The organism is Streptomyces sp. NPDC029296 (genome assembly GCF_055569255.1).
Window position 1 is genome coordinate 1 of sequence record NZ_JBVHXT010000074.1, and the last position, 26,179, is coordinate 26,179.

The following is a 26,179-nucleotide window of genomic DNA, read 5'->3' on the forward strand; positions in this document are numbered from 1 at the left end:
GCCGCACCGCCACCGCCGAAGGGAAGGTCCTCGACGAACAGGGCAAGCTCATCGCCCACGCCACCACCACCTGCATGATCCTTTAAACCGCCCGGGCACGACCGACTCCCCACCGCCATCAGCTCCAACCACCGCGGTGGCACGCAGGACATCACCCCGGCCTCGCAGCCCCCGGGAAACCCTGATTCCAGGCTCCCGAACAGTCCAACATCGCCGACAAACTGTCCAACTTCGTTGGCGGAGGACAAGGTTCACGATGCAGTCACGACGGAGGGGTTCTTCGTCGGCCAGCGTCACACGGTACCCGGATTCCCAGCCTGTACGAAGTGAATGGCGGGAGTAGGCCCGCCCCACCGTGCAGGAGCACCCCGTGGCCCCAGACAACCCTGGCCTCGGGGAACATCGGTACAACGGTTAACGCTAAGCCGGTGATCGTGGTCTGGCCGATGCCCGCTCGGGAGCATCGGAACAGCCGTTGGCGCTGAGAACGATCATGGTGTGACTGGGCACGAACCGTTGCAGCGCCAGGGCTGATCTGGGAGGACTGCGCGAACAGATCGGCGTTGCGTGACGTCAGTGCGTCGTACTCGTCGGTACAGCTCGCTGTCCCGACGCCTTGACGTCACCGTCTTGACGGTGGCGACGTCGGTAGGCGCGGCCTCGACAGCGTGCAGAACAGTATTTCGCGTCCCGGCGGAGGGACCTGGCCGCGTAGGTCATGCGTCCGCACACTGGGCACGTCAACCGCCGCAGCAGGCGCTTGTGGTCGGTGGCCACGGCCTTCAGCAGTAGCCGGCCCAGTGCTCCGATTCGCTCGGTGGCCTGCCGCTCCCGGTACGCCTGGGCCCGGCAGGCCGGACCGCAGTACATGCGCCGCCGTGTCGCGGTCCTCAGGAGCACGGCGCCGCACACGGAGCAGTACCGGCGGCGGGCCATACCTCCAGGATGCGCTCAGCGCAGGTTGTCGGCCACGAGAGCGTGGACGCGGTTCTCGTACTCGCGGCGGGCCTTGCGCTGGGCCGGGATGGCCGGGGCGCCCTGGGTGCCGTCGAGGGGTTGGCAGCGATCGAGGAGCTGGCGGTGGACCGCGGGGGTGGCGCTGACAGGCAGGGTGTAGCCCTGGCCGCGCCGTACGGTCGTCCCCTGGTCGAGCGCGGCCCGCTCGGCGGGTTCCAGGTCGGCGGTGCGGAGGTAGTCGGCGACCTTGCCGGGCATGTCGAGGGTGACCGGCAGCTCGGGGGCGGGGGCGTCCTCCTCGATGGCGGTGTGGTCGGGCAGGAGGTCGGCGACGGCCGTGCGGATGGCGCCGCGGCTGATGCCGTGGTCGCGGGCGAGGGCGGCGATGGAGCGGCCTTCCAGGTACGCGGTGCGGACGGCGTCGGTCTTCTCGGCCACCACGGCAGGGCGTCGGGCGCCCTTGCTGCCCTTGGCCTCGGCCGCCCGGAGCCCGTCGTACGTCAGCTCCCGTTGGAGGTCGCGCTGGAGTTCGCCGGCGGCGGCAAGGGTCTGCACCATGAACTTCACGGTGGACAGCAGTTCTCCGGTGCGCGGGTGGCGGGCGGTGAGGTCCATCGCGGAGAACGCACCGTCGTGGATGCGAAGCGCGAGGCGGTCACGGTGGAGGACGTCGAGCACGTCGAGGATGTGACCGTGCCGCGTACAAGGCGGAACATCTCGGAGATGTGGACGGTGTCGCCGGGTCGCGCGTAGGTGAGCAGTTCGCGGAACTTCGGACGCTGGAGGGGGTGGAGGCGGCCTCCTCGAAGACGACTGGGTCTTCGATCCCGGCCTCGTCCAGGACGAGGTTCTGCCGGGCGGTGGACTGCTGGTCGGTCGAGGCCCGTTTGTAGACCAGGTTCGCCATCAAGGGCCCCTTCCGTGCGGCGGATCGGACCCTGTCTGTCGTCAAACCCTGTCAGCAATCACCATCAGATCTGATTGGATTCGAGCCGCCGCGAAGCCCCGGATTGCGCGGGTTCGTTGGACGTCCGTCTGTCGTCAAACGTTCGTTTGACGACAGGTAAGGGCTGACCCGGAGGCCATCACTTGCTGGGCGGCTGGTAGTTACGTGCTCATCGACGGGATGCGGTACGGACCTCCAGTTCCCGCGGTGACAGCCCGTTGCGGCGCTGGCCCAGGCGCCGGTCCCGGCGTCAGCGGCCCATCGCCGTCTCGCGGTTCATGCGTGACAGCTTCTCGGGGTTGCGGACGGCGTAGAGGCCGGTGATGAGGCCGGCGTCCAGACGGAGGGCCACGATCGTGTCGATCCGGCCGTCGCGGCGGATGATCAGGGCCGGGTGGCCGTTGACCAGGGTCGGTTGCAGCAGGGCGCCGCTGAGCCTGGCCAGGACCTCGGTCACGTCGGCCACGCCCACCACCGGTTCCACGGCGGCCCGGACGACTCCGCCGCCATCCGTCAGGAGGACGACGTCCGGGGCGATCATGTTGAGAAGTTCCGTCAAGTCGCCTGTTTCCACCGCTTGTTGGAAGGCGGCGAGCGCGTCGCGGGTCTGGGACGGGGAGACCGTCTCGCGAGGGCGGCGCGCGGCGACGTGGGCGCGGGCGCGATGCATGATCTGGCGGACGGCGGGCGGTGTTTTGTCGACGGCCTGCGCGATCTCGTCGTAGTCCAGGTCGAAGACGTCCCGCAGCACGAACACGGCACGCTCGGTCGGCGTGAGGGTCTCCAGTACGAGGAGCATCGCCATGGAGACGCTGTCCGCGAGCTCGACGTCCTCGGCCACGTCGGGCGCGATGAGCAGCGGCTCGGGCAGCCACGGGCCCACGTAGGTCTCCTTGCGGCGGCGGAGTGTGCGAAGGCGGGTCAGGGATTGGCGGGTGGTGATGCGGACCAGGAAGGCGCGCGGGTCGCGGACTGTGGCGTGCTCGACGCCCGACCAGCGCAGCCACGTCTCCTGGAGGACGTCCTCGGCGTCGGCCGCCGAGCCCAGCATCTCGTAGGCCACCGTGAACAGCAGATTGCGGTGGGAAATGAAGCTGTCCGTGGCCGCCCCCGCATCGCTGCCAGCATCCCTGTCCATACTCGTCAGTTCCCGACTTCTGTCTCGCTACGTGTGGTGCGTGTCGTACACGGGACGCCGCTGGCCTCGGTTCTGTGACAGCCGCACCCCGTGACCAACGTCACATCTACTCCGTGTCACAGGAGCGCGGCGACCGGCGCCTCATGGGCATCAGCCACACGATTCCATGAGTGAGGAAGCCCCGATGGAAACCCGTATGAATCTGTTCGACACCGAGTTCGGCACGAAGGTCGGCAAGCGGATCTACGCCGTCAGCCAGGTCATCCAGGAGTCGCCGCTGTCCAAATCCACCCAGGAGTTGGTGCAGCTGCGAGCCAGCCAGATCAACGGCTGCGGCTTCTGCGTCGACATCCACAGCAAGGACGCCGCCGCGGCCGGCGAGGACGCGGCCTGGCTCAGCCTCGTCGCCGCCTGGCGGCATTCCGCCATGTTCACCGACGCCGAGCGAGCTGCGCTTGCCCTCACCGAGGAAGGCACCCGCATCATCGACGGATACGCAGGGGTCACTGACGAGACCTGGGCCCGGGTGCGCAAGCACTACGACGAGGAGCAGGCTATCGCTCTCGTCTCCCTCGTCGCCATGATCAACGCGACCAACCGGCTCGGCGTGATCCTCAACAATCAGGGTGGATCCTACGTGCCCGGCAACCTGACCACCGTCGCCGGTTGACGCACCGAGACTGGCCCCGAAGGATCGGGGCCGGTCTCGGTCGTGCGGGAGCGGTCGGGAATTACTAAAGGCCATCTCCCAGATGGAGGTCGTCGACTGGCAGAAGGGGTACTCGTGCGCCCCCGCCGCCTGCCCGGCCGCTTATGACGGCCTGCACCCCAACGCCTTCGGCGAGTACCAGCTCGCCATCGCCTTCGAGCAGACCCTGCACGACCAGTACGGCCTGGGCCGGGGTGTGATGCCCTTCCCGCCCGAGAACCTGCCGGTCCGGCCGACACCCGTGCCGACCGGTCTGAAGGCCGAGTCCACTCCGAAGGGCGTGACCGTCACCTGGGACCCGGTGTACGGGGCGTTCGGCTACGACGTGCGGTCGCGGATCGCCGGCCAGACGACCTGGAGCGAGGGCCGCGTCAACAGCAACCGGACCGACACCACCTGGACCGTCGACGGCATCCAGTGGGAGTACCAGGTGCGCACCGTCGGCGGTGACAATGTCAAGGGCCCCTGGTCCGGCACGGTCAGCGCGGTCGCCCACCCGCAGACGGCGCGGCCGCCGCGGATCGTCGCCAGCTGGCCCCTCCTCCGGAATGGCATCGAGCTCGAAATCGCACCACCTGACGGCCCCTACACCGACACCATCGACCGGTACGAAGTGATCCTCTTCGACAGGGACACGCCCGACGCCTGGCTCACCGGCACCGGCTTCCGCGGCAACCGGGTACAGATCTACGGGCTGAACCCGGGCCACCGCTACCTCGTCGCGGCGGCCACCTGGAACGCCGCCGGCGGCGGGCTGCCCGCACTGGCCCGGCCGGTGATGGTCGGCGGCGGCATCCCGGCTACCCCGACCGGCCTGCGGGTGACCACCGTCGATCCCACCACGGTGGAACTGAACTGGAACGCCGCGAACTCGGCGGCCGGCTACCGGCTGTGGATCTCCAACGCCAAGGACGGCGGCACCACCCCGCCGGAGGCCGACGAGAACATCATCGAGGACACCCACCACGGCGTCGCCTTCCTGTTCCCGGGCGTGTGGAACTTCGAGTTCTGTGTGACGGCCGTCAACGGCTCCTTCGAGTCCGACAAGTCCAACTGCGTAGTCCCGTCCCGCCGGCAGCGCGCTGACCAGCCTCGGCCACGGCGCGCTGAACCTCTCACCGAGCGCTCGCACCGCGGCGTCGGACGGGGCGGACATCGGTTCGCTCACCACCCTGAGGAACCCGGACGGCACGGAAAGTCCCGTCGCGGTCGGTGTCGGGGTCAACGGGGGTGATCGGTAACCCGGCCTCGGTGTCCCGTGGTGCTGCCACGCACGCGACAGCACCACGGGACACCGGTGGCGGACCAGCCGACGGCGAGGGCGAAGACATGCATCGCCACGCTGCCCATCACCGAACTGCAGCCGAACATCACCAAGTGGTTCGACCGCGACGTGTGGACCCGCGCCGTCAACGACGCCGGGTACACCGTCGCCCACCGCTGATCTGCCGCTCAGGTCTCTTCGAAGCCGCCGTCGAAGCCCTTGAGGACGGGGTCCAGTTCGGCGGCGGCGGCGCCGCACAGTGAGCACAGCCGGACGCCCGGCTGCTGCGCCACGTTTAGGGCCCGCTCCAGCGTCAGCACCGGTGCCCCGGCCGGGGCGTCCTCGCAGTCGACGGCGTGCACGACACCGCCCCGGCCGGGACCACGGTTGCCGGCCTTCACCATCACCCACCCCGACGGGCGGCGCGGCCTGAGGACCTGGTCCACGACCGACGGCTTCGGCAGGTACTCGGTGGGCACCTGGTCGTACGAGACGCCGGCTACGGGCCGCACGTGCTCCGGCGCCCGCACCCAGCCCCGGTACTCGGCCGCCTCCACGCTGTCCCCGGGCCCGTTCTCATAGACGGGCGACGGCGTAGCGCCATCCGTCGGGCAGCTGGCGGCGCGCCCACAGCCGCGCGACGACCTCTTGGCCCCCGGGCAGGAGGACCGCACCGGCACAGGGGCCTGGTCAGGGGCGGGCGGAGACGTCGGCATGCCTCCACCGTAGACACCGCCGCCCAGCATCACCCGCCATGACCTGCATGACCGGTTGAGTCGGCACGGAGCGCGGTGACGGTGTCACCACCGTTCCGTTTCTCCGTGCCGCTCGCCGAACCCGGCGTGCGTGTCTCCACGCACCGGGCTCTCCACGGTTTCTGCCGTTAAGGCGTGGTTGAGCTGGTTCCAGGGGTCGGGGATCGTGTTGTCCCGGTATCGGTAGCGGGTGACCGTCACCGTTTGGAGGTCGAACAGTTCGATCCCGTCCGCCGAGGGCCTTCGCCACCGACCGTTGTGGTCGGTGAGGTGTCGGCGGACGTCCTTCCACCTCCAGGGGTGCAGCCGCATCCACTAGTTGATCACCCGGTGCCAGACGAAACGCTGGAGGGTTTTCAGGGTGACTTTCGCGACGGGCCTTGACCCTGAATCCTGAACACGGGTTATGCGGCTTGGGCCAGCGTAGTTGGTGTGAGGTGGAAGGCGTTTTCGAAGGCGATCGGTGATCGTTGTCCGAGGCGGGAGTGTCGGCGTCGGGTGTTGTAGCGGTGGAGCCATCGGAAGGCGTCGAGTCGGGCCTCGCGCTCGGTTGGCCAGCTTTTTCGTCCTTGCAGGGTCTCGCGTTCGAAGGTCGCGTTGAAGGACTCGGCGAGTGCGTTGTCCGCGCTGGACCCGACGGCGCTCATGCTGCGCCGAACCCCTGCTGACCTGCAGGCTTGGTCGAATGCCCTGCTCGTGTACTGGGCTCGGTGGTCGGTGTGCGTGATCGATCCAGCGAGGCTGCCGCGGGTGCGGATCGCCGTAGCCAGGGCGTCGGTCACCAGGTCCGCGCGCATGTGGTCGGCGATCGCCCAGCCGGCCAGACGGCGCGAGGCGAGGTCGATGACAGTCGCCAGGTAGCAGAACTTCCCGCCCTCGACGGGCGGGTAGGTGATGTCGCCGACGTACTTCGTGTTCGGCTCGTCCGCGGTGAAGTCGCGGCCGATCAGGCCCGGGGCCTTGGCCGCGGCCGGGTCGGGGACGGTGGTGCGGTGCCGACGGCGCAACCGGACCCCCTCGATCCCCGACGCCCGCATAATCCTGGCGACCCGCTTGTGGTTGACCGCCTCACCGTTTTCGGCGCGAAGCTCGGCAGTGATCCTCGGGGCTCCGTAAGTGCCGTCCGATTCCTGATGCACCGCCCGTATCCGGGCCGCCAGGCGGGCGTCGGCCGCCTGCCGGGCGGCCCGGTCGGCGGCTGTCCGGCGCCAGTAGCAGAAGCTCGAGCAGCTGACGCCGAGGATGCTGCACAGCCGCTTCACGCCGTGACGGCGCTGGAGGTCGGCGACACACTGGAAGCGGTTCACCAGCGCGTCTCCCCGGCGAAATACTTCGCCGCTTTGCGTAGGATTCCGCGTTCCTCCTCCAGCTCGCGGACCTTCTTCCGCAAGGCGGCGTTCTCCGCCTCCAGCGGCGCCGGCGGCTGAGAGGGTTCCTGCGTCCGCCGCCCTCGGGGACGGCTCACCCCGGCCCCGGCTGCCCGAACCCAGTTCCGCAGGGTCTCCGGGTTGATCCCCAGATCGGCGGCGACCGACCTGATCGTCGCTTCCGGCCGCGACTCGTACAGCGCGACCGCGTCCGCCTTGAACTCCGGCGGGTAGTTCTTCATGACCACGAGATGTCCGTTCTCAGATCCGCAGGATCCAGTGTCTCGTGTGTTCAACATCAGGGGTCAAGGCCCCCCGAGCGCTGACCCCTGCGGCACCTCCGGCCCGCGGGGACCTGCCGCACCCCGCCTTCACCCTCCCGACACGGAGGTCCTCAACGCATGCGCGAATCCGTGCCGCCCGCTGCCCAGATTGTGCTCACCCTCGCCCTCGTGGCGTGGATGATCACCGGCTTCACTCCTCTGCCCGGCCGCTGGCTGCGGTGGAAGATGTTCTGCCGTGCCACCATCACCATCGTCCAGCTCACCGGCATCAAGGACGGCCAGGCCGAGCCGGTCAACATCTACAACCACCTCTCGCCCGGCTCCTTCATCCTCGGACCGCCCCAGCTCCAGGCGATCCTTGACCACCTCACTAACAGTGGCCGGTACGACCGGATCGACGGCAACGGCCGTGTTCTGTCCGCCCGCGGCGAGCAGCCCGTGAAGGTGGTGGCCAGCCGTGTGGTTCATTGACGCGCTCGCCTCCGGCTTCACCCGCCCCACCGACCCGGGCCGGCTCCAGCTGTTCCGGATCGTCTTCGGCACCGTGCTCACCGCACGGTTCACCCTCGCTCTCGGCCAGGGCGGCTGGGACCGCCTCGCCCTCGGCTCCCTCAGCCTCCACCTCGCCGAACAGCGCTTCGGCACCCGCCGGGCCCGGCTCCTCGCAACCGTCTACCGGCCAGCGCTGCTCACCCGCACGACCGCCGCACTCGCCCTGGCGCTCGGCGTAGCCCCCGCCTCGCCCTGCTGGTGGTCCTGGCCGGCGCCGCCATGGAACTTCTCTACCTCAAAAGCCCCAACGCCGTGCGCTACACGCTGCTGACCGGCACCGCCCTCCTGCTCGCTGGCGACCTCGGCCACGGGCTGAGCATCGAGCACGTCCCGAGCACTGCGAACACGTGGGCCCAGTGCCTCCTCGTGCTGATCACCACGGACACCTACTGGAACAGCGCCTGGCAGAAGATCCGCAGCGACCAGTTCCGCAGCGGCCTCTACCTCGCCCAGTGGATCCACACCTACACCCAGGTCAAAGAGCAGCTCCCGCACCGCCGCGGCCAGTACGCCGTCCCCGCCCTCGTCCGCCGCCACCTGGGCAACCTCACCGACCGCGACATCCGGCTGTGGCGCCTGATCGCCGCCACCGTCATCGCGGCGGAGCTCGCGCTGCCCATCGCGCTCCTCATCCCGCAGACGATGCCGTACTCGGTCGCCGCTGGCATCGCGATGCACGCCGCGTTCAGCTGCCTCAAACCCCGACAGCTCATCACCTTCTCCGGCCTGACGACGGGAACCTACTTCGCCTTCACCGCCTGACCCTCTGACATCCGGCGCCCAACACTGAGCTGCTGACCTGCGATTCAGCACACCACCGGTGCCAGGCGTCACCCCGGCCTTGGGGATAGTCGAGGGCCGCCGCCGCACCGTCCCGGACCGGTCCCGCTCCAGGCGGCGCACCCGGTCGTGGACGCGCTCCACGCCGCCAGTCCCCAGCCCCCGGGTGGAGAGCCACAACTGGATGATCCAGGCCCACGTGGACTGTGTTCCGGCTCCGGAACACCTGGGGTCGTACCCGCGGGCCACGTGGCCGACGCTTTTTGGCAGCGCCAACAGCGCCCAGAACACAGTCTTGTTGGTGGCACCCAGCGGCGAACGTCGAGCACATCGAGGCCGCCGACGCGGCCCGGAAGCGCACCGCCCAGTACCTGCTCGCGGCGCGGCTGGAGCAGCTGCGTGAACGGGCGGCGGCCCGAATCGAGGCCGCCGTGCCCGCGCCGGGAACGGACCGGCTGCCCGAGCTCGCCATGCGCCCGCTGGACGTCGAGGCGGCAAAGGCGGTGGTCGCGTGAACACCGGACTGAGCGGCATCGACCTCGCACGGCAGGCCCTGGCCGCAGCCCGGGAAGCGGCGAAGGAGAACGGCGGCACCCGGGCCGCGACAGCGCAGCGGCGCACCGGCACGGTCGTGCGCCGTGACGGCCGTGAGCCGCTTCCGCTGGGCGTGGCGATCACGATGATGATGACCGAGCGCGGCATGGTCATCCCTCGTCATCGCCGACCGGCACGCTCAGCGAGGTGATGCTCTCGGTTCTTGCCGGAACTCGCCGCGCGCCCGCTGGAGGACGAGGACGGTGGCCGGCGGTCACGGGGCCTGGAAGACGAGCGCGGTGTTCTGGCCGCCGAAGCCGAAGGACGTGCTGAGGACCGCGTCGATCTGGCACGGCCGGGCGGTTTTGGTGACGATGTCGAGGTCGAGGCCGCTTTCCGGCGTGTGGAGGTTGGCGGTCGGGTGGATGGTCTGGTGTTGGAGGGTCAGGACGCACACAGCGGCTTCGACGGCACCCGCGGCGCCCAGGCAGTGGCCGAGGATGCTCTTGGTGGCGGTGACGGGCGGTGGCTGGGGGAAGACGCGGTGCAGGACGGCCGCCTCGGTGCGGTCGTTCAGGGGTGTCGACGTGCCGTGGGCATTGACGTGCTGGATGTCAGCGGGTGTCAGACCGGCCTGCCGCAGCGCCTGGCGCACCGCGCGCACCGCTCCCTCGCCCTCGGGGTGGGGGGTGGTGGGGTGGTGAGCGTCGCTGGTGGCGCCGAATCCCGCGAGGACCGCTTTCGGCATGGCCCGGCGGGCGCGGGCGTGGTCGGCCCGCTCGAGGACGACGACGCCCGCGCCTTCTCCCAGGACGAAGCCGTCCCGGTCCGCGTCGAAGGGGCGGGAGGCGCCCTGCGGGTCATGGCGGCGGGTGGACAGTGCGCCCAGCCGCCAGAAACTCGTGCTGGACATGGGGCCGCAGGCGCTCTCCGCGCCGCCCGCCACGACGATGTCGCACATCCCGCCTTCCAGGAGCTGCCGGCCGATGCCGATGGCGGTCGCCCCGGACGCGCACGCGGTGCTGACCCCGAAACCGGGCCCCTTGGCGCCCAGGTCCGCCGAGACCTCCCCGGCGGCCATGTTGGGCAGGGCGCGCGGGACCGTGGTCGGTGAGATCTTCTGTAACTGACCTGAGGTCAGGCACCGGGCCGTGTGCAGGTCGGTGTCGCGGCTGCTGCTGCCCACCCCGATCACGACGCCGACTCTCTCGCCCTCCCACTCCGCGGGATCCAGACCGGCGTCCCGGACGGCTTCCCGCGCGGCGGCGACGGCCAGGTGGATGAAGCGGTCGGTGCGCCAGCGCAGGCCCCGGCCGAGGGCCGCGGCGAGGTCGTCGTCCGGGACCCGGCAGCTGAAGTCCACCGGGAGCCCGGCCAGTCGGTCGTCCGTGGCCGCCGTCGGTGTCCCGGCGCACAGCCGCCGCCAAGTGGTCTCGGAGCCGACACCGCCCGCGGTCGCCAGCCCGACGCCGGTGACGACGCTCCGGGGTGCGCTCACACGTCTGCTTCCGCGGGGGCGGCGGCCAGGACGTGGAGGACGGCGAGAGCGGACTCGTCGGCGAACCGGGACACGTAGTCGGCCACCGCGCCGATCGTGACCTCGGCTCCTGTAGGCATCGCCTCGTCGGTGAGGGGAACGTCGATGCCGGTCTCCTCCTCGACCACCACGAGCAGCTCGGCCAGGGCGATCGAGTCCAGGCCGAGGTGCTGCAAATTGCTGTCGGCGGTCAGTTGACCGGGGTCCATCTCGAAATGGCGGACGATGAGACGGACAAGGGTGTCGACGAACAGCTGCTCAGCCAAAATCACTCCGCGGAATGGTGGTAGGAAAAAGCCGTACAACGGGCCGCCAGCAAAACCCACGGACAGTGGACTACCCGGCCATGCGGGAAGGCGTGTCGGAGGAAATAACCGATGTGGTCTATCACGGACCGCCCGTCACCACGTGTGCGGGGCGGGGTGGCGCGGCAGCCCTCTCCACGCGACCGCTGCGGCGGTGAGGGCGACCACTGCCGTCGCCCACGCACTGCGGGGTCGCGGCGGTCAGCAGGTGGCCGCACGGCGGGGCCGGAACTGCGGGTCGCCAGCCGGGTGGCGGCGACGTCGTCCAGCGCGCCGGGCGGGATGCCGGTCACTCCCGCGTGGGCGAGCGCGTCACCGATGCCGTCCCGGTAGGCGGTGGCCGGCACGAAGCCCTGGACGGCGGCGCCGAGTGCCGCGCCGACCTGCCGGGTAGCGTCGTTGATCGTGGACCCGACGCCCGGCTCCCCCGCGCTGTCCATGACGGCCGACGTCCCGGCCGCAGCCGTCAGCCCCGGACCCGTGCCCGCGACGATCTGCACGGGCGCCAGGTGCGCATACCCGGACCGCTCTGTGGTGCCGGCCAGCAGCACGAACGCCCCGGCCACGACGGCCGGGCCGCCCACCATGAGGACTCTGGGAGCCAGCCGCGTCGTGAGTACGGCGGCCCGCGCGGCCACGGCGACGAGAGCGGCGGGCATCGGCGGCGTGCGCGCACCCGCCTGCCACGGCGTGCAGCCCAGCGCCCCTTTGCAGATAGAGGGAGATGAGGAAGAGGGCGCCGAACATCCCGATGGACGTCATGGCCAGCGTCGCCCCAGCGACGGTGACCGGGCGCCGCATCACATGACGCGGCAGCATGGGTGACTTGGCCCACCCGCAGCCGCACGCCGAATCCGGTCAGCAGACAGGACGGTCACCGGCAGGTCGACGGGCTCGGCCCGGCGGGTGGCGGGGAGGGGACGAGCAGTAGCGTCAGCGCGATCACGACGGCGGCGAAGGGGATGTTCAGCCAGTACACAGCCCGCCAGGAGTGATAGGCGACCAGCCAGCCGCCGATCACCGGCCCGAGGGCACCGCCCACCCCGCCGACCGCCGCCCACAAGGAGATGGCGCGCCGGCGCAGGTCGGCTTCTGGGAACAGCCCCGTGAACAGCGACAGCGTGGCGGCCATGAAGAGTGAGGCACCCGCGCCCATGGCACCGCGCGCCGCGATCAGCTGCCACGGTACGAAGGCCGCCGCACCGGCCCAGGAGGCAAGCCCGCAGAGGGTCAGTCCGCGGAGGAAGGCACGCCTACGGCCGATCCGGTCGGTGACGCCCCGGCCGACGAGCCCAGGGCGATCTTCACGTCGGGGACGGCTACGTTGAGCACTCCAGACCCAGCAGGAACAACCCCGAGCAGACGGCTGCGGCACTCGCCCAGCGGCGCCCTAGTCTCGTCCGCGCAGCCGCGTGAAAAACCCCGGCATCCGTTGTGCGCGCACCAGTCATGTGCACTCTCTATCAGAACGATCAGGGGCAGCCGCGGATACCGAAATCCCCGGTGCCCGCAAGGCCGAAGGAATGGCGGGCGACACCTGTATGGACGCATCCGAGACGTTCGTCGACGTTCTGATGAGGCAGTTCCCTTTCGACGTGGGCAGTGAGGAGTTCGTCCAGGACCCGTACCTCTTTTTCGAACGGGTACGGCGCACCAGCGGACCGGTGCACCGCACCGAGTCCGGCGACCTGGTCGTGCTGGGTTACTTCGAGGCTGTGGCCGTACTGCGCGATCCGCGCTTCGGACACGGAGCACAAGCGGCTCACGAGCAGACCCGCTACGGCGTGCCCGCCCGTACCTTTCTGCTGACCGACCCGCCCGGCCACACCCGACAACGTGCCCGCGTACGCAGCGCATTCAGCGCCCTGGAGATCCTCCGCCTGCGCCGGAAAATCGACGATCTGACAGGCACCCTGGTCCGGACAGCGGCACGGACCGGGAGCACGGATGTCGTCGCGGACATCGCGCGCCCGCTGTCCGCAACGGTGATCGCGGACCTCATCGGTGTCCCGGCACACTTCCGCGACCGCTTCACCCGGGCAGCGGCGCTCCTCGTCCGCGGCATGGACCCACCCCACCTGCTCGATACGGAGACGCGTGAGCGCATCGCACGGGCACGGATCGTCCTGGCGAGAGACATCAGCGTGGCGCTACGGCAGCCGGACGCCACGGGGCTGCTGGCTACGCTGGCCCACGGTGCGGAGACTCCGGTGGCGCGGGCGGAGACGGTGGCCACCTGCGCCCAGCTCGTTGCGGCCGGCTACGAGACGACCGTCGGCCTCATCGGCAACGGCATGCACGCCCTCCTCCAGCACCGCGATCAGCTCGTACAGCTCGCAGCCACCGGACCTTCGGAGCAGGCGACCGCCGCGGCGGTGGAAGAACTGCTGCGCTTCGATCCGCCCATCCAACTGGCGCCCCGCAGCGCCCTGGCCGACGCCGAGGTCGCCGGTACGCCCGTCCCGCGCGGCACCATCGTGTCGGTGCTGCTCGGCGCTGCCAACCGCGATCCGCGCGCCTTCCCCGACCCGCATCGGCTCCACTTCGGCAGACGGACCCGGCATCTCGCCTTCGGCCTGGGCAGCCACTACTGCCTCGGCGCGGCACTGGCCCGCCTCGAAGCAAGCGCGGCACTGCAGCACCTGCTCCGCCTCAACCCCCAGCTCCTCGACCGGCACGTCTCCTACGCCCCGGCGCGCGTCGCCCGCAGCGTCCAGAGCCTACGCGTTCGGCTGAACGCCGGTCACTGAGATCCGGCCGTCTGGACGGCGTGGCCGGGGACGCACTCACCGTGGCAGCCGCCACGTTGGCAGCGGCCACCGCGGTACGAACTCCGCAGGGACGGCACGCTGCCCCGCGGCGGCACTGTACCGGCGCAGCGCGCCGTGGCCGTCGCGTGCGCCGGTGGTACGGCCATGGTCCGCGCGCCTGCATGCGTCTCCGGCACATGCAGGGGCACCGGAACGCGACGAACGATGCCATTGCGCCCCCGCCCGGAGGTTGCGGGCGCGGGCCGCGGCCAGTGGGGCGGAGACCACGGCCGGGCAGGACCGTCGTGCCCGGCCGTGGCGGCTACTCCCAGGGCTTCGGCAGCGCGTGCCACAGGGCTCTGAGCCAGTCGGCGGGTTCGTGAGGAACTTGTCCATCAGCCGGTCGGTGACGGAGCGGGCGGCGCCCTGAACGGCGCCCTGGCCTATCGCGGCGGGCAGGCCGGCACCGACAGCAGGCTGCTGCGGAGCGGGCGCGGGGTCAGGCGGCTGGACGGGCGCGGGAACGGTGTCCCGGGCCATGATGCTGCTCCCTTGAGCAGGGGGATCGAGGACGGCGGACACCTGTGATGGTGTCGTCCACGTGGGGGTGGCGTGCGCTTCGCGGCCGGCGGTCCTGCTGCGGCTCTCTGCAGAAGAGCGCCCCTGTGGGGTCTCGGCCCGGCCCAGGGTGGGCGCATTCAGCGTAGCGGCGATCGGCGCGGTTGTTGCCCCGGGTGTCTGGCGGCTGGTCATCAGTAAGGCCTCCAAGCTGAGTTCGTTATGACGGGCGGGACGGTGACAGGTCTGTGGTGCTTGCGTCTCGTCCATCCGGGCACGGCTTCTTCACCCCGTAGGGCCACAAGCCCGGACCCGGACAGCAACGGTCAGGAGGGGAGTTTCCGAGGCATGACGAAGGCCCGGACGCCTGGTCCGGGCCTTGCTTCTCGAGTGTTCTCGCGAGTCGAACGCCAGCGGCCAGGCGCGGACGGCCCGACCACGGAGCCGAACTGGCCCTGAGAAGGCTCAGGGCGAGGCGTCGTCCTCGCCGAACAGCGGTACCTGCGTCACGTCGACGTCCGTGCGAATGCGGTGCGGCCGAACCGGGTGCCGCCACCGCCCAGCACTGTCCCGGGCGACATCGACGGCCACTTCCAGCACCACCTCTGGCTCCACCAGCACAGCGTCGAGCGTGTGCTGGGTCCCCCAGCCTGCCGAGAACGTCCACCCCTGCCACGGGTGCGTATCCATCGGCGGGGCCAGCCTGTCGGCCACGGCGCGGCCGACGGCCTGGGGGAGAGTGGTGCTGCGCCCGGTGTACTGAAGGCGGCCCGCCGTGTCGTAGCGGCCCAGCAACACGGTGCGGGGCGCCGTGAGGGAGCCGGTGACGGCACCGATGACGGCCTCGGTCGTGATCCGCACCTTGTACTTCCGCCACGATCGTGTCGGACGGTACGGCTCATCGAGCCGTTTGAAGCACAGCCCCTCCAGCCCGGCCGCCGTCCACTCCAGCCACTCCCTCGCTACGGCAGGGCCGGTGGTCGACGGGCACAGCGTCAACGGCGCCTGTAGGCGACGGTCCGCGAACAGCGACTCCAGCTCCGCGCCACCGCTCGTACGGCCAGCCGGTCACATCCCCGCCCGCGTGCACCAGATCGAAAACCACGTAGTGCGCCGGCCACTGGCACGCCGCCTCTACCGCCCCCGTCCCGCGCCGGGCGAGGCGCTGCTGCAGCCGCTCGAACGCCAGCCGGCCGGACTCCCACACCACGAGCTTGCCGTCCAGGCCGGTGTCCGCGGGCAGCTGCGCGACGGCCCAGCCCGGATCTCGGGGAACGAGCCGGTCATGTCCGTGCCTTGCCTCGGGCGCAGCAGCACTCGGCCGTCCGTGTGCATGGCGAGCTGGGTGCGGGAGCCGTCCTTCTCCAGATTGGAGGGTGTCTCGTGAGACATGGGCGATGCCGAGTGCCTGGGGTGGACGCCTGGAAGTCGTTGAGCTCAGCCGGTCAGCAGGGCAGATCGATCAGTTGCTGCCTCTGGTGGGCAGGGCATTCCGGGCTCGGGGTCGACGCCGTCGTCTGCCGTTCTTCGCTTCAGGCCACTGCGGTGCCGGTGACGAAGTGTGCGATCGTTCGCGGGCCGGGCCGCACCCGCGTGATTCGCTCTTGCACGACCGGCCCCAGGGGCTGTCACCTGCTGTTCAGCCGCCCCACAGCACGCCGATCGCGTGGGCGACGAAGAAAGTGCCGAGTGCTGCCCCGAAGCCGGGTATCGCCAGAACGAGGACCATGATGAGCGTGCCCAGGAGGCCGATGACCTCTTGTGCGTCGCCGGGGTGTGCGGGGTCGTAGGTGACCTCGATCGGGTCCGTGCTGCTGCTGGCTGACCGGTACGTGTAGTTCAGGCCGGTGACCGTGGTGTACGTATACATCTTCCACTTGTCGGTGTAATGCGAGAACTGGGCCATGACAGTGATGCCACGCCGTCTCAGCCGCCATTGCCTCATAATCCCCCAAATTCCGCCGTAAATGAATAAACCGCCTGCGTATATACCGGCCGAACCACAGAGCAGCGTGACCACCCGGATTCCGCCCCCGGTCACCCCCACGGCCGCCACCAGCCCGGCATAGAGCAGGCCGCCCACCACCACGGTGGCAAGCCTCCACCCGGAGAGCCACCTCCGCCCGGGCAGCGAACGCACCTCCACCAGCGACAAACCGTCTACGGAGCCGACGCCACCACCGGACGGCGGCAGCAGATGACCGACCGCCCGTCCGAAGGCGGCAGCGCCCGCCGCGGAGACACCCTCTACGCGGTAGACCGTCGGCTCCGCCCCACCCAGCAGTTCGATCTCGACGCAACGCCCCTCCGCCCGCACCTCCGCTATCGCTTCCACCGGGATCCAAAACTCCCTGGCCGGTCTGCGCAGCACCACCACCTCACCCTCCAGACGAAGCGCCGCACGCCGCCTTCCGCGCAGAACCAGCGCGGCAGCCGTTGTCGCCATTTCCGTACCTCCCCCTCCACGGGCCCACCCCTGAAGCCGGCACAACCCGATCGGGACCGGACCGACCAGCCCTCGACCCTGGCACATACACGAGAGTCACGCACCCCCTGCGGCCGACGGCGAACGGCCCCGCCGGGCACAGGGGATATCAGCCAGAGCCACGCACCGGCCGACGCCCACCGGCTGCCGCGAAAGCCGCCGTCATCTTCTGATGAGACAGCCTCAGGTGTCCGAAGACCCGTCCCACTTCGGCTCGGCGACCCACCCGGCGGGCGGGGCTGGGCTGTCCACGGCCATGGTCAGCATCGGCTCGGGCAAGGGCCAGGCCATGGGTGATGATGCCTTCCCCGTCGGCCGCTCGGAGCACGGTGCGCACCGACCCGGTCACCCGGAGCCGGCCGATACCGAGGGCTGTATCGGGGCCGGCAGCGGGCACAGGGCCGGGACGTGCTGGAGCAGGGCGTCGCGTGCCTGCTGCCGGGTGGCCGGGCGGCACCGGCCGCTCTGGCGGCGGCCCAGCAGTCACCGGTGTGTACACGCCGTCGATGTTGGAGCGGTTCAGGCTGTACTGGATCAGCCATTGCGCCGGCTCCGGCCTTCGCTCCTGACCTCGGCGCCGTTCGGCCTGGCGCTGTTCCTCGTCGGTGATCCACCGGTCGAGGAGGGCCAGCTGCCGTGCCGCCTGCCGCTCGACGACGCGCCGGGCAAAGCGCAGCGCGTCCAGACGCGAGAACGGCTGCTCACCACCGCTTGTCCTGGACTGGGTCAGGCGCGTCGTGCGAGGAAGACGAACTCTGCGCCTGGCCGGTCGGGCGCATCGCGCACGTCTTGCACCACGTAGCCGTGCGTGACCAGATCCGTCTCGATCTCGTCGCGATCTCGGAAGCGCAACGTCGAATCCGACGTCAGCACTTGTCCGTCCGCTGCGAAAACGTAGGTCTGGCGGAACGTCACCAGAGGCCAGCTCACCTCGATCAACTCGACCCAGTACTCGACAGTGCCGACGCCTGGGATGCCCGTCCTGCGGTAGGACTTCTTGCGACTCCACTCTTCCCAGGCACGTCTGGCCGGATCGCGGGTTTCGAAGACCAGGTGCCCGCCGGGCCGTAGTGCCGCGCAGGCTCGCTGCAGCGTCGTCTGCCAGGTGTCCGGATCAGCGATGGCCTGGGCGACATTCGCTGTCATCGTCGCGAGGTCGGCCTGCAGTGACGGGATGGCTGCGGCGTCACCGCAGATCCAGCGCACTCGGTCACTGCCCGGTTTGGCCCGGGCGACGTCGATGGATGCCTGGGCGGGATCGATACCGACGACGTCGATCCCGCGGTCGGCCAGGCGAAGTGCGAACACCCCGGTGCCGCAGCCGATGTCCAGAACTTGGCGCGCCCCGAACTCATCCGCCATCCGGAGGTAGGCATCGAGATCGCTGCGGTCGGGGTCGAGCGGATCGTAGATCGCGGCGAGTCGCGGATGCCTGAAGCAGTCGTCAGCCATGCGGCCGAACGTATGCAGAGTCGACCTCGAAGAGCTACCGAGTTTTCGCCTGACTCAGCTGGCTGGTGGGGGCGAGGGCGGCCGAGCTTACGACGGCTGCGGTCAGGGCGTGCCTGGTCTGGGTGTTCACGGCCTTGTTGACAGCGGTGCGCCGCGTCTGGCGGTGGGGGAGGGCCGGTTGCCTCCCCTGGGCGGGTGGGCGGTTCGCCGCGGAAGGAAAGGAGTGCGCCCGGGTCTTCGCTGACACCAGCAGGCCCGGATACGTCGCCGGCACCCACCGCTCATCCGCCGCCCTCGGGGCCAGACTCCGCCGCCACCGCCTGCCCGCCCACCCCAGCCGCAACACCGCCCTGCTCACCCTGGCCACCGACCTACCCGCCGCCCTCCTCAGCGACCTCCTGGGCATCAGCATCACCTCCGCGCTGCACTGGACCCGCCGCGCCGCACGCGATTCGAGGGTCACTTGTGTTGCGGTGCGTCGTTACGGAGATGACCTGTCGAAGGTGCTCCTCGGCGGGTCTCATACAGATGCGCGCTGGGAAGCCGGCGGGTCGACGGAACGAGGCTCCGTCGAGTGCGTGTTCGTGCGGAGGGTGGGCCGGGGCCGCTCGGAAGCGGTGAGCTCCCGGTCGGCGCTGCCGGCCCTGCTGCACCGGCGTCGGTCCGAGGCGGAGACGATGTACGGCGAGGTGGAGGCGGAGCTGTCGGGCCCTCACCGCCTGTACTGGGCTGATTAGTTGAGGTCGGACGGGGGTCAGCGTCCGCACGGCGACGCGGCGGGTGGCGGCTCTGCTGCGCACACTGGACGCCGGTACGCGGTTCCAGGCGGGGGTCCGGGCGCGGGAGCGCGGCTGGATCTGAGCCCGCCGGGGGTTGCCCGGCCTTCATCCCCTGGTGCGTCCGGTCCTTGAGAGCGTCGCCCCGGCGACTGCGGAGCACTCCCCGCCGGGGTCGCCGCTCTGCCGGGAGGCCGCCGCCACCGCGCGGGCGGGTGCGGGCGGCAGGGGATCTTCAGGCAGGGACGAAGAGAGCCGACGCATGAGCCTCGCACAGTTGCACTACACCTCGGCGGACGGGGACGGAACCGGCGAGGACGACGGTTCCCGTAGCCGTCCGAGCGGGTCACTCACGTGCCGGTGTGAAGGCGTGCGCGAGTTGGACGCGTGAGTGCAGGCCGAGTTTCCGGTAGACGCGGGTGAGGGTCGCCTCGACCGTTTTGACACTGACGGTGAGGGTGGCGGCGATGTCGCGGTTGCTCGTACCGGCGGCGGCGAGTTCGGCGCAGCGTTGTTCGGCAGAGGTGAGGCGGGGGCGGGTGCTGCCGCCCGTGGGGGCGGCTTCCAGCCGGCTGAGGGTTTGCGCGGCGGTCTGGGCCCAGGGGTGTGCCTGGTGGGCGGTAAAGAGGTCGACGGCGCTTTGCGCGGCGGCGCGGGCGCCGGCGCGTCGGCGTCCGCGCCGTTCGGTGTGGCTCAGCGCCAGCAGGGTCCTGCCGCGTTCGAGGGGGAGGTCGTGGAGGCGGTCGGCCGCGTCGTTGAGGCGCCGGGCCGCGGTGCCGTAGTCGCCGCTGGCGGCGTCGAGAAGCGCCTGGGTGCGTTCGAGCGAAGGGAGGACTGCGTCTCTGCCGAGGCCGGTCGCGGCGCGGCGGGTGTCGTCCAGCAGGCTCTGCGCCTGGTCGAGGCGGCCGAGGGTGACGAGGGTTTCGGCGAGTTCGGGGTGCCAGCGCAGGACGGACGGGTCGTGGACCTGCTGAAGTTCCTCGAGGTCCCGCACCTCTTGCAGGGCCTCCAGAGCTTCCTTGGGGCGGCCGGTGACCAGGAGGAGGTGTCCGAGAGCGAAGAGGTTGCGGGAGAGGAAGACCTTGTTGTCGTCCTGCCGGGCGGTGTCGACTCCGCGGCGTGCGTGGACGAGGGCGAGGTCGGTGCGTGAGGCGGTGCCCTCGACGAGGGCGGAGGTGTAGCAGGCCGGCCCGGGCGGCAGGCCCGCACCGTCGGTCAGTGCCTGGGCGCGGGCGGCGTAGTCGAGGGCTTGGGCGCACCGCCCGGCGCGGATCTCCACCTCGGCGAGGCTGCGCAGGATGTCCACGGTGCCCTCGGCGTCCCCGGCCCGCCGGGCTTGGACGAGCAGGGGCAGCAGAAGGGTTCGGGCATCGGTCAGGCGGTCGTCGAAGAGCGCGTGACGGGCGGCGAGGTGCTCCGGGGTGGTGTTGACAGAAACGGCCCTGGTGCGGGCGAGGGAGAGTGCTCGGTCGAGCGTGGCATCGGCCCCGGGGCTGCCGAGGATGCGCTGGAGGCGTGCCTGCATCGTCAGGGCGAGCGCGGTGGTGGTGGTGTCACCGGCCGCCTGGGCGAGAGCGGCGGCCTGGGCGGCCAGGGCATCAGCCTGTTCGGGAGCGCCTTCGTTGACGTTGGCCCGGACGGCTTGACGCAGCAGGATCTGGGCGATCAGGTCTGGCCGGCCGGCCGCCTCGTGGACCGCCTCGGCGAACAGTTCGTCCGCGCCGTTCAGGCGCTGTCCGCTCGCGTCGAGCAGGCTCAGGAGGGCGCTGACGCGTTGGGCGGGACTGCTGTGCTGTTCCAGGACGAGGCGGGTGGCTGCCCGGCTGCGGGAGAGGTCGCCGCAGCGCGCGGCGTCGCGTACGGCGGTCAGTGCCCGCGCGGTGAGCAGTCCGGTGTTTTCGCGCGGGGTGCGTTCGGCGGCGAGGAGGGAGAGTTCGGCGGCCAGGAGGTGTTCGCCGCGCAGCCTGGCACGGTCGGCGGCGCGCGCGGTGTGCCGGGCCGTACGAGGGTCGGCGGTGTCGGCCGCCAGCGCGGTGTGCCGGTCGCGGCGGACGCTGTCACGGCTGGCCTCGGCCAGGCGCGCGTGCAGGAGTCGGCGTGTGGTGCCCGGCAGCCGGGTCGCGAGTTCCGTGCCGATCGCGGAGGCGGTGAACCGCACGCTCCCGTCCGCCCGCCCGACGCCGATCAGCTCTGCCGCCTCGGCTTGGGCCAGGAGGGTCTGGGCCGCCGGACCGGCGAGGCGGCCGAGCAGCTCGATGTCGGGCCGGTCGTCCAGTGCGGCGAACGTCAGCAGTTCCTGAACCTGGGCCGGTACCTCGTCCAGCCACTCGCCCACCAGTCGGCGGGCCGTCGGCGGCAGGGCCGACCCGCTTCCACCGTCACGGTCCGGGAGCGGGCGCGAGGCGTCGGCCAGCGCCAGGGCCAGGGCCGGGTTCCCGCCGCTGCACGCGTGGATCCGCGCGGCCTCGCGAGGAGGCAGCCGGTAGGGCGACAGCAGAGCCGTGAGCTGGCCGGCCGTCAAAGCCGGAACACGCACCGTGTACGCGTCCTCCCCGCACCAGTGGCCTCCGGCCTCCGGGCGCCAGGTGCGCTCGGCGGCGACGACGGGGAGGTCCGGGGTCAGGCGCAGGGCCCAGCCCAGGACGGCCGCGCTGGCCGGGTCCAGCCACTGGGCGTTGTCCACCACCAGCGTCATGGGTGGTGCCTCCCGCAGCAGGGCGGCGGTCTGCCGGCGCAGCCGCAGGGCCGAACTGGAACGGTCCGGGGAGCCCGGCCGGTCCGTGGCCTCGTCGAGTCGTGCCGTCAGTTCTCGTGCGGCGGGCAGTGACTGAAGCGCCAGCGCGAGTTCGAGCAGCCCGGTGTACGGGATTTCGGTGTCCTGTGGGCCCGGGGCCAACCGCAGGACCGGCAGGCCCGACCGCCGTCCCAGGACACCGGCTGCCGTGGTCTTGCCGCTTCCGGGCGGTCCGAACAGGACCACCCGACGGGTGCCGTTCACGTCTTCCGGCACCACCGGCAGCACGGGCACGGTCTCGTGGGGCGCGCTCATCCACATCGCGGAGTCTGGCATCGGGCCATGGTGCGTCCGCCGGGCCTTCCCGTCCAGATCAAGGGATTGCCCCGATGTCGGCCACCCCCCGCGTCCCTAGCCTCATGGCCACAGCCGAGCCAACTGCCGCCGAACACTCCCCGCACCCCAGATGACGTTCCGCGGCATCTCCCCAACGAGGCTCGGCGGAAGGATTGCGATGAACCGCAAGAACGCCCGGGCTGCCGCTGTCGCGGCAGCCCTCGCCCTGGGCTCCGTGGCCGTGGCGACCCCCCAGTCCACCGCCGCCGCCCCCCAGTCCAGCACGGCCGCCGGCACCTCCGCCGCCCGGCCCGGCGCCGGTTTCCGGGCGATGACGGCCGACGCGCGCGGCGAGGCGATACGCACGGCGGGCCGGAACGCGGCCGCCACCGCCCGCGCGCTCGGCCTGAGCCCCGACGAGCGCCTGGTGGCCAAGGACGTCGTGATCGACGCGGACGGCGCCCGGCACGTGCGCTACGACCGCACCTACAGAGGTCTGTCCGTCATCGGCGGCGACCTGGTGGTGCACCTCGCCAAGAACGGCAGGATCACCGGCTCGGACCTGGCGCACCAGGGCGCGATCCGGATCGCCGGCACCACGCCGAAGCTGACGGCGACCGACGCCTCGGCCGCGGCCGTGAGGCACGCCAAGCACGTAAGGCACGCGAAGGCCAGCGGCAAGGACAGCGCCCTGGTGGTGTACGCGGTCGGCAAGGTGCCCGTCCTCGCCTACCGTTCGACCGTCACCGGCGCGGGCGAGAACGGCCCGGCCTCGCGGCAGGCGGTGATCGTCGACGCCTCCAGCGGCGCCCCGCTGGACCAGTACGAGCTGCACCAGAACATCACGGGCACCGGCAACGGCGTCACCGTCGGCCAGGTCTCCATCGAGACCGCCCAGTCCGGCAGCGGCTACACCCTCACCGACGCGGCACACGGCGGCACCGTCGTCTACGACTCGTACAACAGCCCGCAGTCGAACCCGAGGCAGAACGCCCGGCCCTTCTCCAAGGCCACGAACTCCTGGGGCAACGGCACCAACTCCAGCCGCGAGAGCGCCGCCGTGGACGCCTCCTACGGCCTGGCGAAGACCTGGGACTACTACAAGAACACCTTCAACCGCTCCGGCATCCGCAACGACGGCCGCGGCGCCCCCGCCTACGTCCACGTCGACAACAGCCTGCTGAACGCCTTCTACGACGACAACTGCTTCTGCATGTACTTCGGCGACGGCTCCTCGCAGAACGGCAACACCCCGGTCACCGCGGTGGACGTGGCCGGACACGAGATGAGCCACGGCGTCACCGCAGCCACCGCCAACCTCACCTACTCCGGCGAGTCCGGCGGCCTCAACGAGGCCACCAGCGACATCTTCGGCAGCATGGTCGAGTTCTACGCCAACAACAGCAGCGACCCAGGCGACTACTACATCGGCGAAAAGCTCAACATGACCGGCGGTTACATGCGCCGGATGGACAACCCCTCCGCCGACGGCAGGTCGCTGTCCTGCTGGAACTCGAACGCCGGCTCGGTGGACGTGCACCTCTCCTCCGGCATCGGCAACCACTTCTTCTACCTGGCGGCCGAGGGCACCGGGGCGAAGACCATCGGCGGGCGCTCGCACAACGGGACGACCTGCAACAACGACACCTTCGCGGGCATCGGCAAGGACAAGGCCGCAGCGGTCTGGTACCGGGCGCTGTCCGCCTACATGACCTCCACCACCAACTACGCCGGCGCCCGCTCCGCCACCCTGCAGGCCGCAGCCGACCTGTACGGCACCAACTCCCAGGAGCGGTACCTCGTCTCCAAGGCCTGGGCGGCCGTCAGCGTCGGCACCGCCCTGCCGGACCCCGGCACCGGCACCCCCACCCCCTCGCCGACCACGCCCCCCAGCGGGAACGTGCTGACCAACGGCAGCTTCGAGCAGGGCACCAGCGGCTGGACCCAGAGCGAGAACATCATCACCAACTCCGGCCAGCAAGCCGCGCGTGACGGGTCCTGGTACGCCTGGATGATGGGCTACGGAAGCACCGCCTCCGAGTCCCTGTCCCAGTCGAACATCGCGGTGCCCTCCACCGGCACCCCGAAGCTCGCCTTCTGGCTGAAGACCAGCACCCAGGAGTCCGGCTACACCGCCTACGACACCCTCAAGGTCAACGTCAACGGCACCACGCTGGCCACCTACTCCAACGCCGACGCGAGCGCCGGCTACGTTCAGAAGACCGTCGACCTGTCCGCGTACAAGGGCCAGACGGTGAAGCTGGAGTTCGCCGGCACCGAAGACGCCTACCTGTCGACCGTCTTCCTGGTGGACGGCATCACCATCGGCTGACCGATCCCGGACACCACCAGTGCTCCTGCGGCCGGGGCCCCCGCTCGGGTGCTCCGGCCGCAGGAGCCGTCGCGCGCGTGCGCAGCCGGCGGAAGCGGCCCTTTCCTCACTCCGCGGGTTTGGCGATGTGTTCAACCGCCGTCCATCTTTCCGTCGTGATCACGACAAGTGTCCCCGCGAATCTCTTCCTTACCAGGGCAAACTCCCTCATACAAGGAAGAAACGTGACCATACGTCTGGCATTCCGTGCCTCCGCGCTCGTTCTCTGCACGGCACTGGCGACCTCCTTCGCCCTCCCGGCCCAGGCCTCCGGGATCGGCACCGTCGTGCCGAAGGCCGAGACCGCGCCGCTGTTCGACGACGAGGCCGGCGGCAACGCCAACGCGGACGACCCGGCGATCTGGCGCAACGCCGCCGACCCGGGCCGCAGCCTGGTGATCGCCACCGCCAAGCAGGGCGGTCTGCGGGCCTACGACCTGGACGCGCGCCAGGTGCAGTCGATCCCGGCCCCGGCCGGGCCGGGCGCCGACGACAAGCCGGGCCGCTTCAACAACGTCGACCTGGTGCAGGGCCTGCGCCTGGGCGGCGTCCGCACGGACGTCGCGGTGGTCAGCGACCGCGGCAACGACCGGCTGCGGATCTACCGCATCGACCGGGACAAGCCCGGCGGCCCGCTCACCGACGTCACCGACCCGGGGGTGCGGCCCGTGTTCTCCGCCGACCAGGCCGAGATCAACGAGCAGAAGACCGCGTACGGCCTGGCCACCTGGACCGACCGCGCCACCGGCCGTTCCTACGCCCTGGTCAGCCAGCGCAACCGCACCCGGATCGCCCTGCTGGAACTGCTCCCCACCGCGGCCGGCACCGTCGACTACCGCCAGGTCCGCACCCTGGACCTGCCCTCCTCCTTCCGCCTGCCCAACGGCACCCCCTGGACGCCCTGCGCCGAGCCCGGCGAACTGCCGCAGGTCGAGGGCATGGTCGTCGACCCCGTGGGCGGCACCCTGTACGCGGGGCAGGAGGACGTCGGCATCTGGCGCATCGACGCCGGCCTGACCGGCACGCCGCTCCTGATCGACAAGGTCCGCGAGTACGGCGTCCCGGGCACGTACGACGAGCAGACCGAGGAGTGCACGCCGGGCGCCGACCCCGGCTTCGGCGGCAAACACCTGACGGCCGACGTCGAGGGCCTGACTCTGGTCAACGAGCCGGACGGCGACGGCTACCTGCTCGCCTCCAGCCAGGGCGACAACACCTTCGTCGCCTACGACCGCGAGCGCGACGAGGACAACGAGTACGAGGACGCCTTCCGCATCGCCGCGGCCTCCACCACCCTCGACGGCTCCGAGGTGTGCGACGGCGCAGCCGCCCTCAACGCCCCGCTCGGCACGCGCTACCCCAACGGCCTCCTCGTCGTCCAGGACGGCCAGGAGACCCCCGGCGACGGCGACCGTGAGGCCACCGGCTTCAAGTTCGTCGACCTCGGCGAGGTCGTCGACACCGTCGACTGACGAGTGAACGCCGCGGGGGGGGGGGGGGGACCACCGACTCCCCCGGCGCCCCCCAGTCTTTCAGAACCCCACCCCGCCCACCCCGCCCACCCACCCTCCTCCCGCAACGCGGGGAGG

The 26,179-nt window shown here is 70.8% G+C and carries 24 protein-coding genes; 11 read left to right on the forward strand and 13 right to left on the reverse strand.

Going from position 1 to position 26,179, the window contains the following annotated elements; genetic code table 11:
• Positions 1–951 precede the first annotated feature (951 nt).
• Both ACZ4W9_RS38715 and ACZ4W9_RS38720 read right to left on the reverse strand, forming a co-directional pair.
• Complete coding sequence (locus tag ACZ4W9_RS38715; RefSeq protein WP_467943929.1) at positions 952–1,635, reverse strand: hypothetical protein; 684 nt, start codon at positions 1,633–1,635, stop codon at positions 952–954.
• Positions 1,636–2,153: 518 nt separating this feature from the next.
• Positions 2,154–3,041 (reverse strand): RNA polymerase sigma-70 factor, encoded by an 888-nt coding sequence (locus ACZ4W9_RS38720; protein WP_467943930.1) that lies wholly within the window; start codon positions 3,039–3,041, stop codon positions 2,154–2,156.
• A 184-nt stretch (positions 3,042–3,225) separates the two neighbouring features.
• Here ACZ4W9_RS38720 and ACZ4W9_RS38725 point away from each other — a divergent pair, with 184 nt between their 5' ends.
• The 3 genes from ACZ4W9_RS38725 to ACZ4W9_RS38735 all read left to right on the forward strand — a co-directional run bounded on the left by ACZ4W9_RS38725 (position 3,226) and on the right by ACZ4W9_RS38735 (position 5,194).
• Complete coding sequence (locus ACZ4W9_RS38725) at positions 3,226–3,711, forward strand: carboxymuconolactone decarboxylase family protein (protein ID WP_467943931.1); 486 nt, start codon at positions 3,226–3,228, stop codon at positions 3,709–3,711.
• 82 nt (positions 3,712–3,793) lie between these two features.
• Positions 3,794–4,984 carry a fibronectin type III domain-containing protein gene (locus ACZ4W9_RS38730; protein ID WP_467943932.1) on the forward strand — a complete coding sequence of 397 codons (1,191 nt, stop codon included), beginning with the start codon at positions 3,794–3,796 and terminating at the stop codon, positions 4,982–4,984.
• Positions 4,985–5,047: 63 nt separating this feature from the next.
• Positions 5,048–5,194: a hypothetical protein gene (locus ACZ4W9_RS38735; protein WP_467943933.1), complete on the forward strand. Its 147-nt coding sequence runs from the start codon at positions 5,048–5,050 to the stop codon at positions 5,192–5,194.
• Between the two features lie 8 nt (positions 5,195–5,202).
• Here ACZ4W9_RS38735 and ACZ4W9_RS38740 read toward each other — a convergent pair whose 3' ends face one another.
• The 3 genes from ACZ4W9_RS38740 to ACZ4W9_RS38750 form a co-directional block, all read right to left on the reverse strand.
• On the reverse strand, positions 5,203–5,571 hold the full coding sequence (locus tag ACZ4W9_RS38740) for a DUF6233 domain-containing protein (RefSeq protein ID WP_467943934.1): 369 nt from the start codon (positions 5,569–5,571) through the stop codon (positions 5,203–5,205).
• 243 nt (positions 5,572–5,814) lie between these two features.
• Positions 5,815–6,081, reverse strand: a complete 267-nt coding sequence (locus ACZ4W9_RS38745; RefSeq protein WP_467943935.1) for a hypothetical protein — start codon at positions 6,079–6,081, stop codon at positions 5,815–5,817.
• 92 nt (positions 6,082–6,173) lie between these two features.
• Positions 6,174–7,384 (reverse strand): IS3 family transposase gene (locus ACZ4W9_RS38750; protein ID WP_467943936.1). Its coding sequence is split into 2 segments (ribosomal slippage): positions 6,174–7,087 and positions 7,087–7,384, totalling 1,212 coding nucleotides; the frame shifts between segments, so codons are not numbered across the junction.
• A gap of 153 nt (positions 7,385–7,537) precedes the next feature.
• Between ACZ4W9_RS38750 and ACZ4W9_RS38755 the strand changes: the two genes are divergently transcribed.
• The 5 genes from ACZ4W9_RS38755 (at position 7,538) to ACZ4W9_RS38775 (ending at position 9,497) form a co-directional block, all read left to right on the forward strand.
• Complete coding sequence (locus tag ACZ4W9_RS38755) at positions 7,538–7,891, forward strand: hypothetical protein (protein WP_467943937.1); 354 nt, start codon at positions 7,538–7,540, stop codon at positions 7,889–7,891.
• Complete coding sequence (locus tag ACZ4W9_RS38760; protein ID WP_467943938.1) at positions 7,878–8,243, forward strand: hypothetical protein; 366 nt, start codon at positions 7,878–7,880, stop codon at positions 8,241–8,243. Before ACZ4W9_RS38755 ends, ACZ4W9_RS38760 begins: the two co-directional genes overlap by 14 nt.
• Complete coding sequence (locus tag ACZ4W9_RS38765; RefSeq protein ID WP_467943939.1) at positions 8,192–8,734, forward strand: hypothetical protein; 543 nt, start codon at positions 8,192–8,194, stop codon at positions 8,732–8,734. Before ACZ4W9_RS38760 ends, ACZ4W9_RS38765 begins: the two co-directional genes overlap by 52 nt.
• Positions 8,735–9,015: 281 nt before the next feature.
• The gene (locus ACZ4W9_RS38770) at positions 9,016–9,267 is read left to right on the forward strand and encodes a hypothetical protein (protein ID WP_467943940.1); all 252 of its coding nucleotides are present in this window, start codon (positions 9,016–9,018) and stop codon (positions 9,265–9,267) included.
• Positions 9,264–9,497 (forward strand): hypothetical protein, encoded by a 234-nt coding sequence (locus tag ACZ4W9_RS38775; RefSeq protein WP_467943941.1) that lies wholly within the window; start codon positions 9,264–9,266, stop codon positions 9,495–9,497. Before ACZ4W9_RS38770 ends, ACZ4W9_RS38775 begins: the two co-directional genes overlap by 4 nt.
• A 63-nt stretch (positions 9,498–9,560) precedes the next feature.
• On the opposite strand, the gene ACZ4W9_RS38780 is transcribed toward ACZ4W9_RS38775, so the two are convergent.
• From ACZ4W9_RS38780 to ACZ4W9_RS38795, 4 genes are all read right to left on the reverse strand, one after another.
• Complete coding sequence (locus ACZ4W9_RS38780) at positions 9,561–10,784, reverse strand: beta-ketoacyl-[acyl-carrier-protein] synthase family protein (protein ID WP_467943942.1); 1,224 nt, start codon at positions 10,782–10,784, stop codon at positions 9,561–9,563.
• Complete coding sequence (locus tag ACZ4W9_RS38785; RefSeq protein WP_467943943.1) at positions 10,781–11,089, reverse strand: acyl carrier protein; 309 nt, start codon at positions 11,087–11,089, stop codon at positions 10,781–10,783. The genes ACZ4W9_RS38780 and ACZ4W9_RS38785 overlap by 4 nt, the downstream gene beginning before the upstream one ends.
• Before the next feature lie 2 nt (positions 11,090–11,091).
• Positions 11,092–11,787, reverse strand: coding sequence for a hypothetical protein (locus ACZ4W9_RS38790; RefSeq protein ID WP_467943944.1), 696 nt, complete (start codon positions 11,785–11,787; stop codon positions 11,092–11,094).
• 215 nt (positions 11,788–12,002) lie between these two features.
• Complete coding sequence (locus ACZ4W9_RS38795) at positions 12,003–12,503, reverse strand: MFS transporter (protein ID WP_467943945.1); 501 nt, start codon at positions 12,501–12,503, stop codon at positions 12,003–12,005.
• Positions 12,504–12,702: 199 nt separating this feature from the next.
• Here ACZ4W9_RS38795 and ACZ4W9_RS38800 point away from each other — a divergent pair, with 199 nt between their 5' ends.
• Positions 12,703–13,878 carry a cytochrome P450 gene (locus ACZ4W9_RS38800; RefSeq protein ID WP_467943946.1) on the forward strand — a complete coding sequence of 392 codons (1,176 nt, stop codon included), beginning with the start codon at positions 12,703–12,705 and terminating at the stop codon, positions 13,876–13,878.
• A 1,023-nt stretch (positions 13,879–14,901) separates the two neighbouring features.
• Here ACZ4W9_RS38800 and ACZ4W9_RS38805 read toward each other — a convergent pair.
• The 4 genes from ACZ4W9_RS38805 to ACZ4W9_RS38820 all read right to left on the reverse strand — a co-directional run bounded on the left by ACZ4W9_RS38805 (position 14,902) and on the right by ACZ4W9_RS38820 (position 22,219).
• On the reverse strand, positions 14,902–15,297 hold the full coding sequence (locus ACZ4W9_RS38805) for an ATP dependent DNA ligase (protein ID WP_467943947.1): 396 nt from the start codon (positions 15,295–15,297) through the stop codon (positions 14,902–14,904).
• A gap of 778 nt (positions 15,298–16,075) precedes the next feature.
• On the reverse strand, positions 16,076–16,882 hold the full coding sequence (locus tag ACZ4W9_RS38810) for a hypothetical protein (protein ID WP_467943948.1): 807 nt from the start codon (positions 16,880–16,882) through the stop codon (positions 16,076–16,078).
• A gap of 765 nt (positions 16,883–17,647) precedes the next feature.
• Complete coding sequence (locus ACZ4W9_RS38815; RefSeq protein WP_467943949.1) at positions 17,648–18,373, reverse strand: class I SAM-dependent methyltransferase; 726 nt, start codon at positions 18,371–18,373, stop codon at positions 17,648–17,650.
• Positions 18,374–19,495: 1,122 nt separating this feature from the next.
• On the reverse strand, positions 19,496–22,219 hold the full coding sequence (locus ACZ4W9_RS38820) for a helix-turn-helix transcriptional regulator (RefSeq protein WP_467943950.1): 2,724 nt from the start codon (positions 22,217–22,219) through the stop codon (positions 19,496–19,498).
• 178 nt (positions 22,220–22,397) lie between these two features.
• On the opposite strand from ACZ4W9_RS38820, the gene ACZ4W9_RS38825 reads away from it, so the two are divergent.
• On the forward strand, positions 22,398–24,551 hold the full coding sequence (locus ACZ4W9_RS38825) for a M4 family metallopeptidase (RefSeq protein WP_467943951.1): 2,154 nt from the start codon (positions 22,398–22,400) through the stop codon (positions 24,549–24,551).
• A 224-nt stretch (positions 24,552–24,775) separates the two neighbouring features.
• A complete protein-coding gene (locus ACZ4W9_RS38830; RefSeq protein WP_467943952.1) occupies positions 24,776–26,062 on the forward strand; it encodes a phytase in 1,287 nt (428 codons plus the stop codon).
• Positions 26,063–26,179 lie beyond the last annotated feature (117 nt).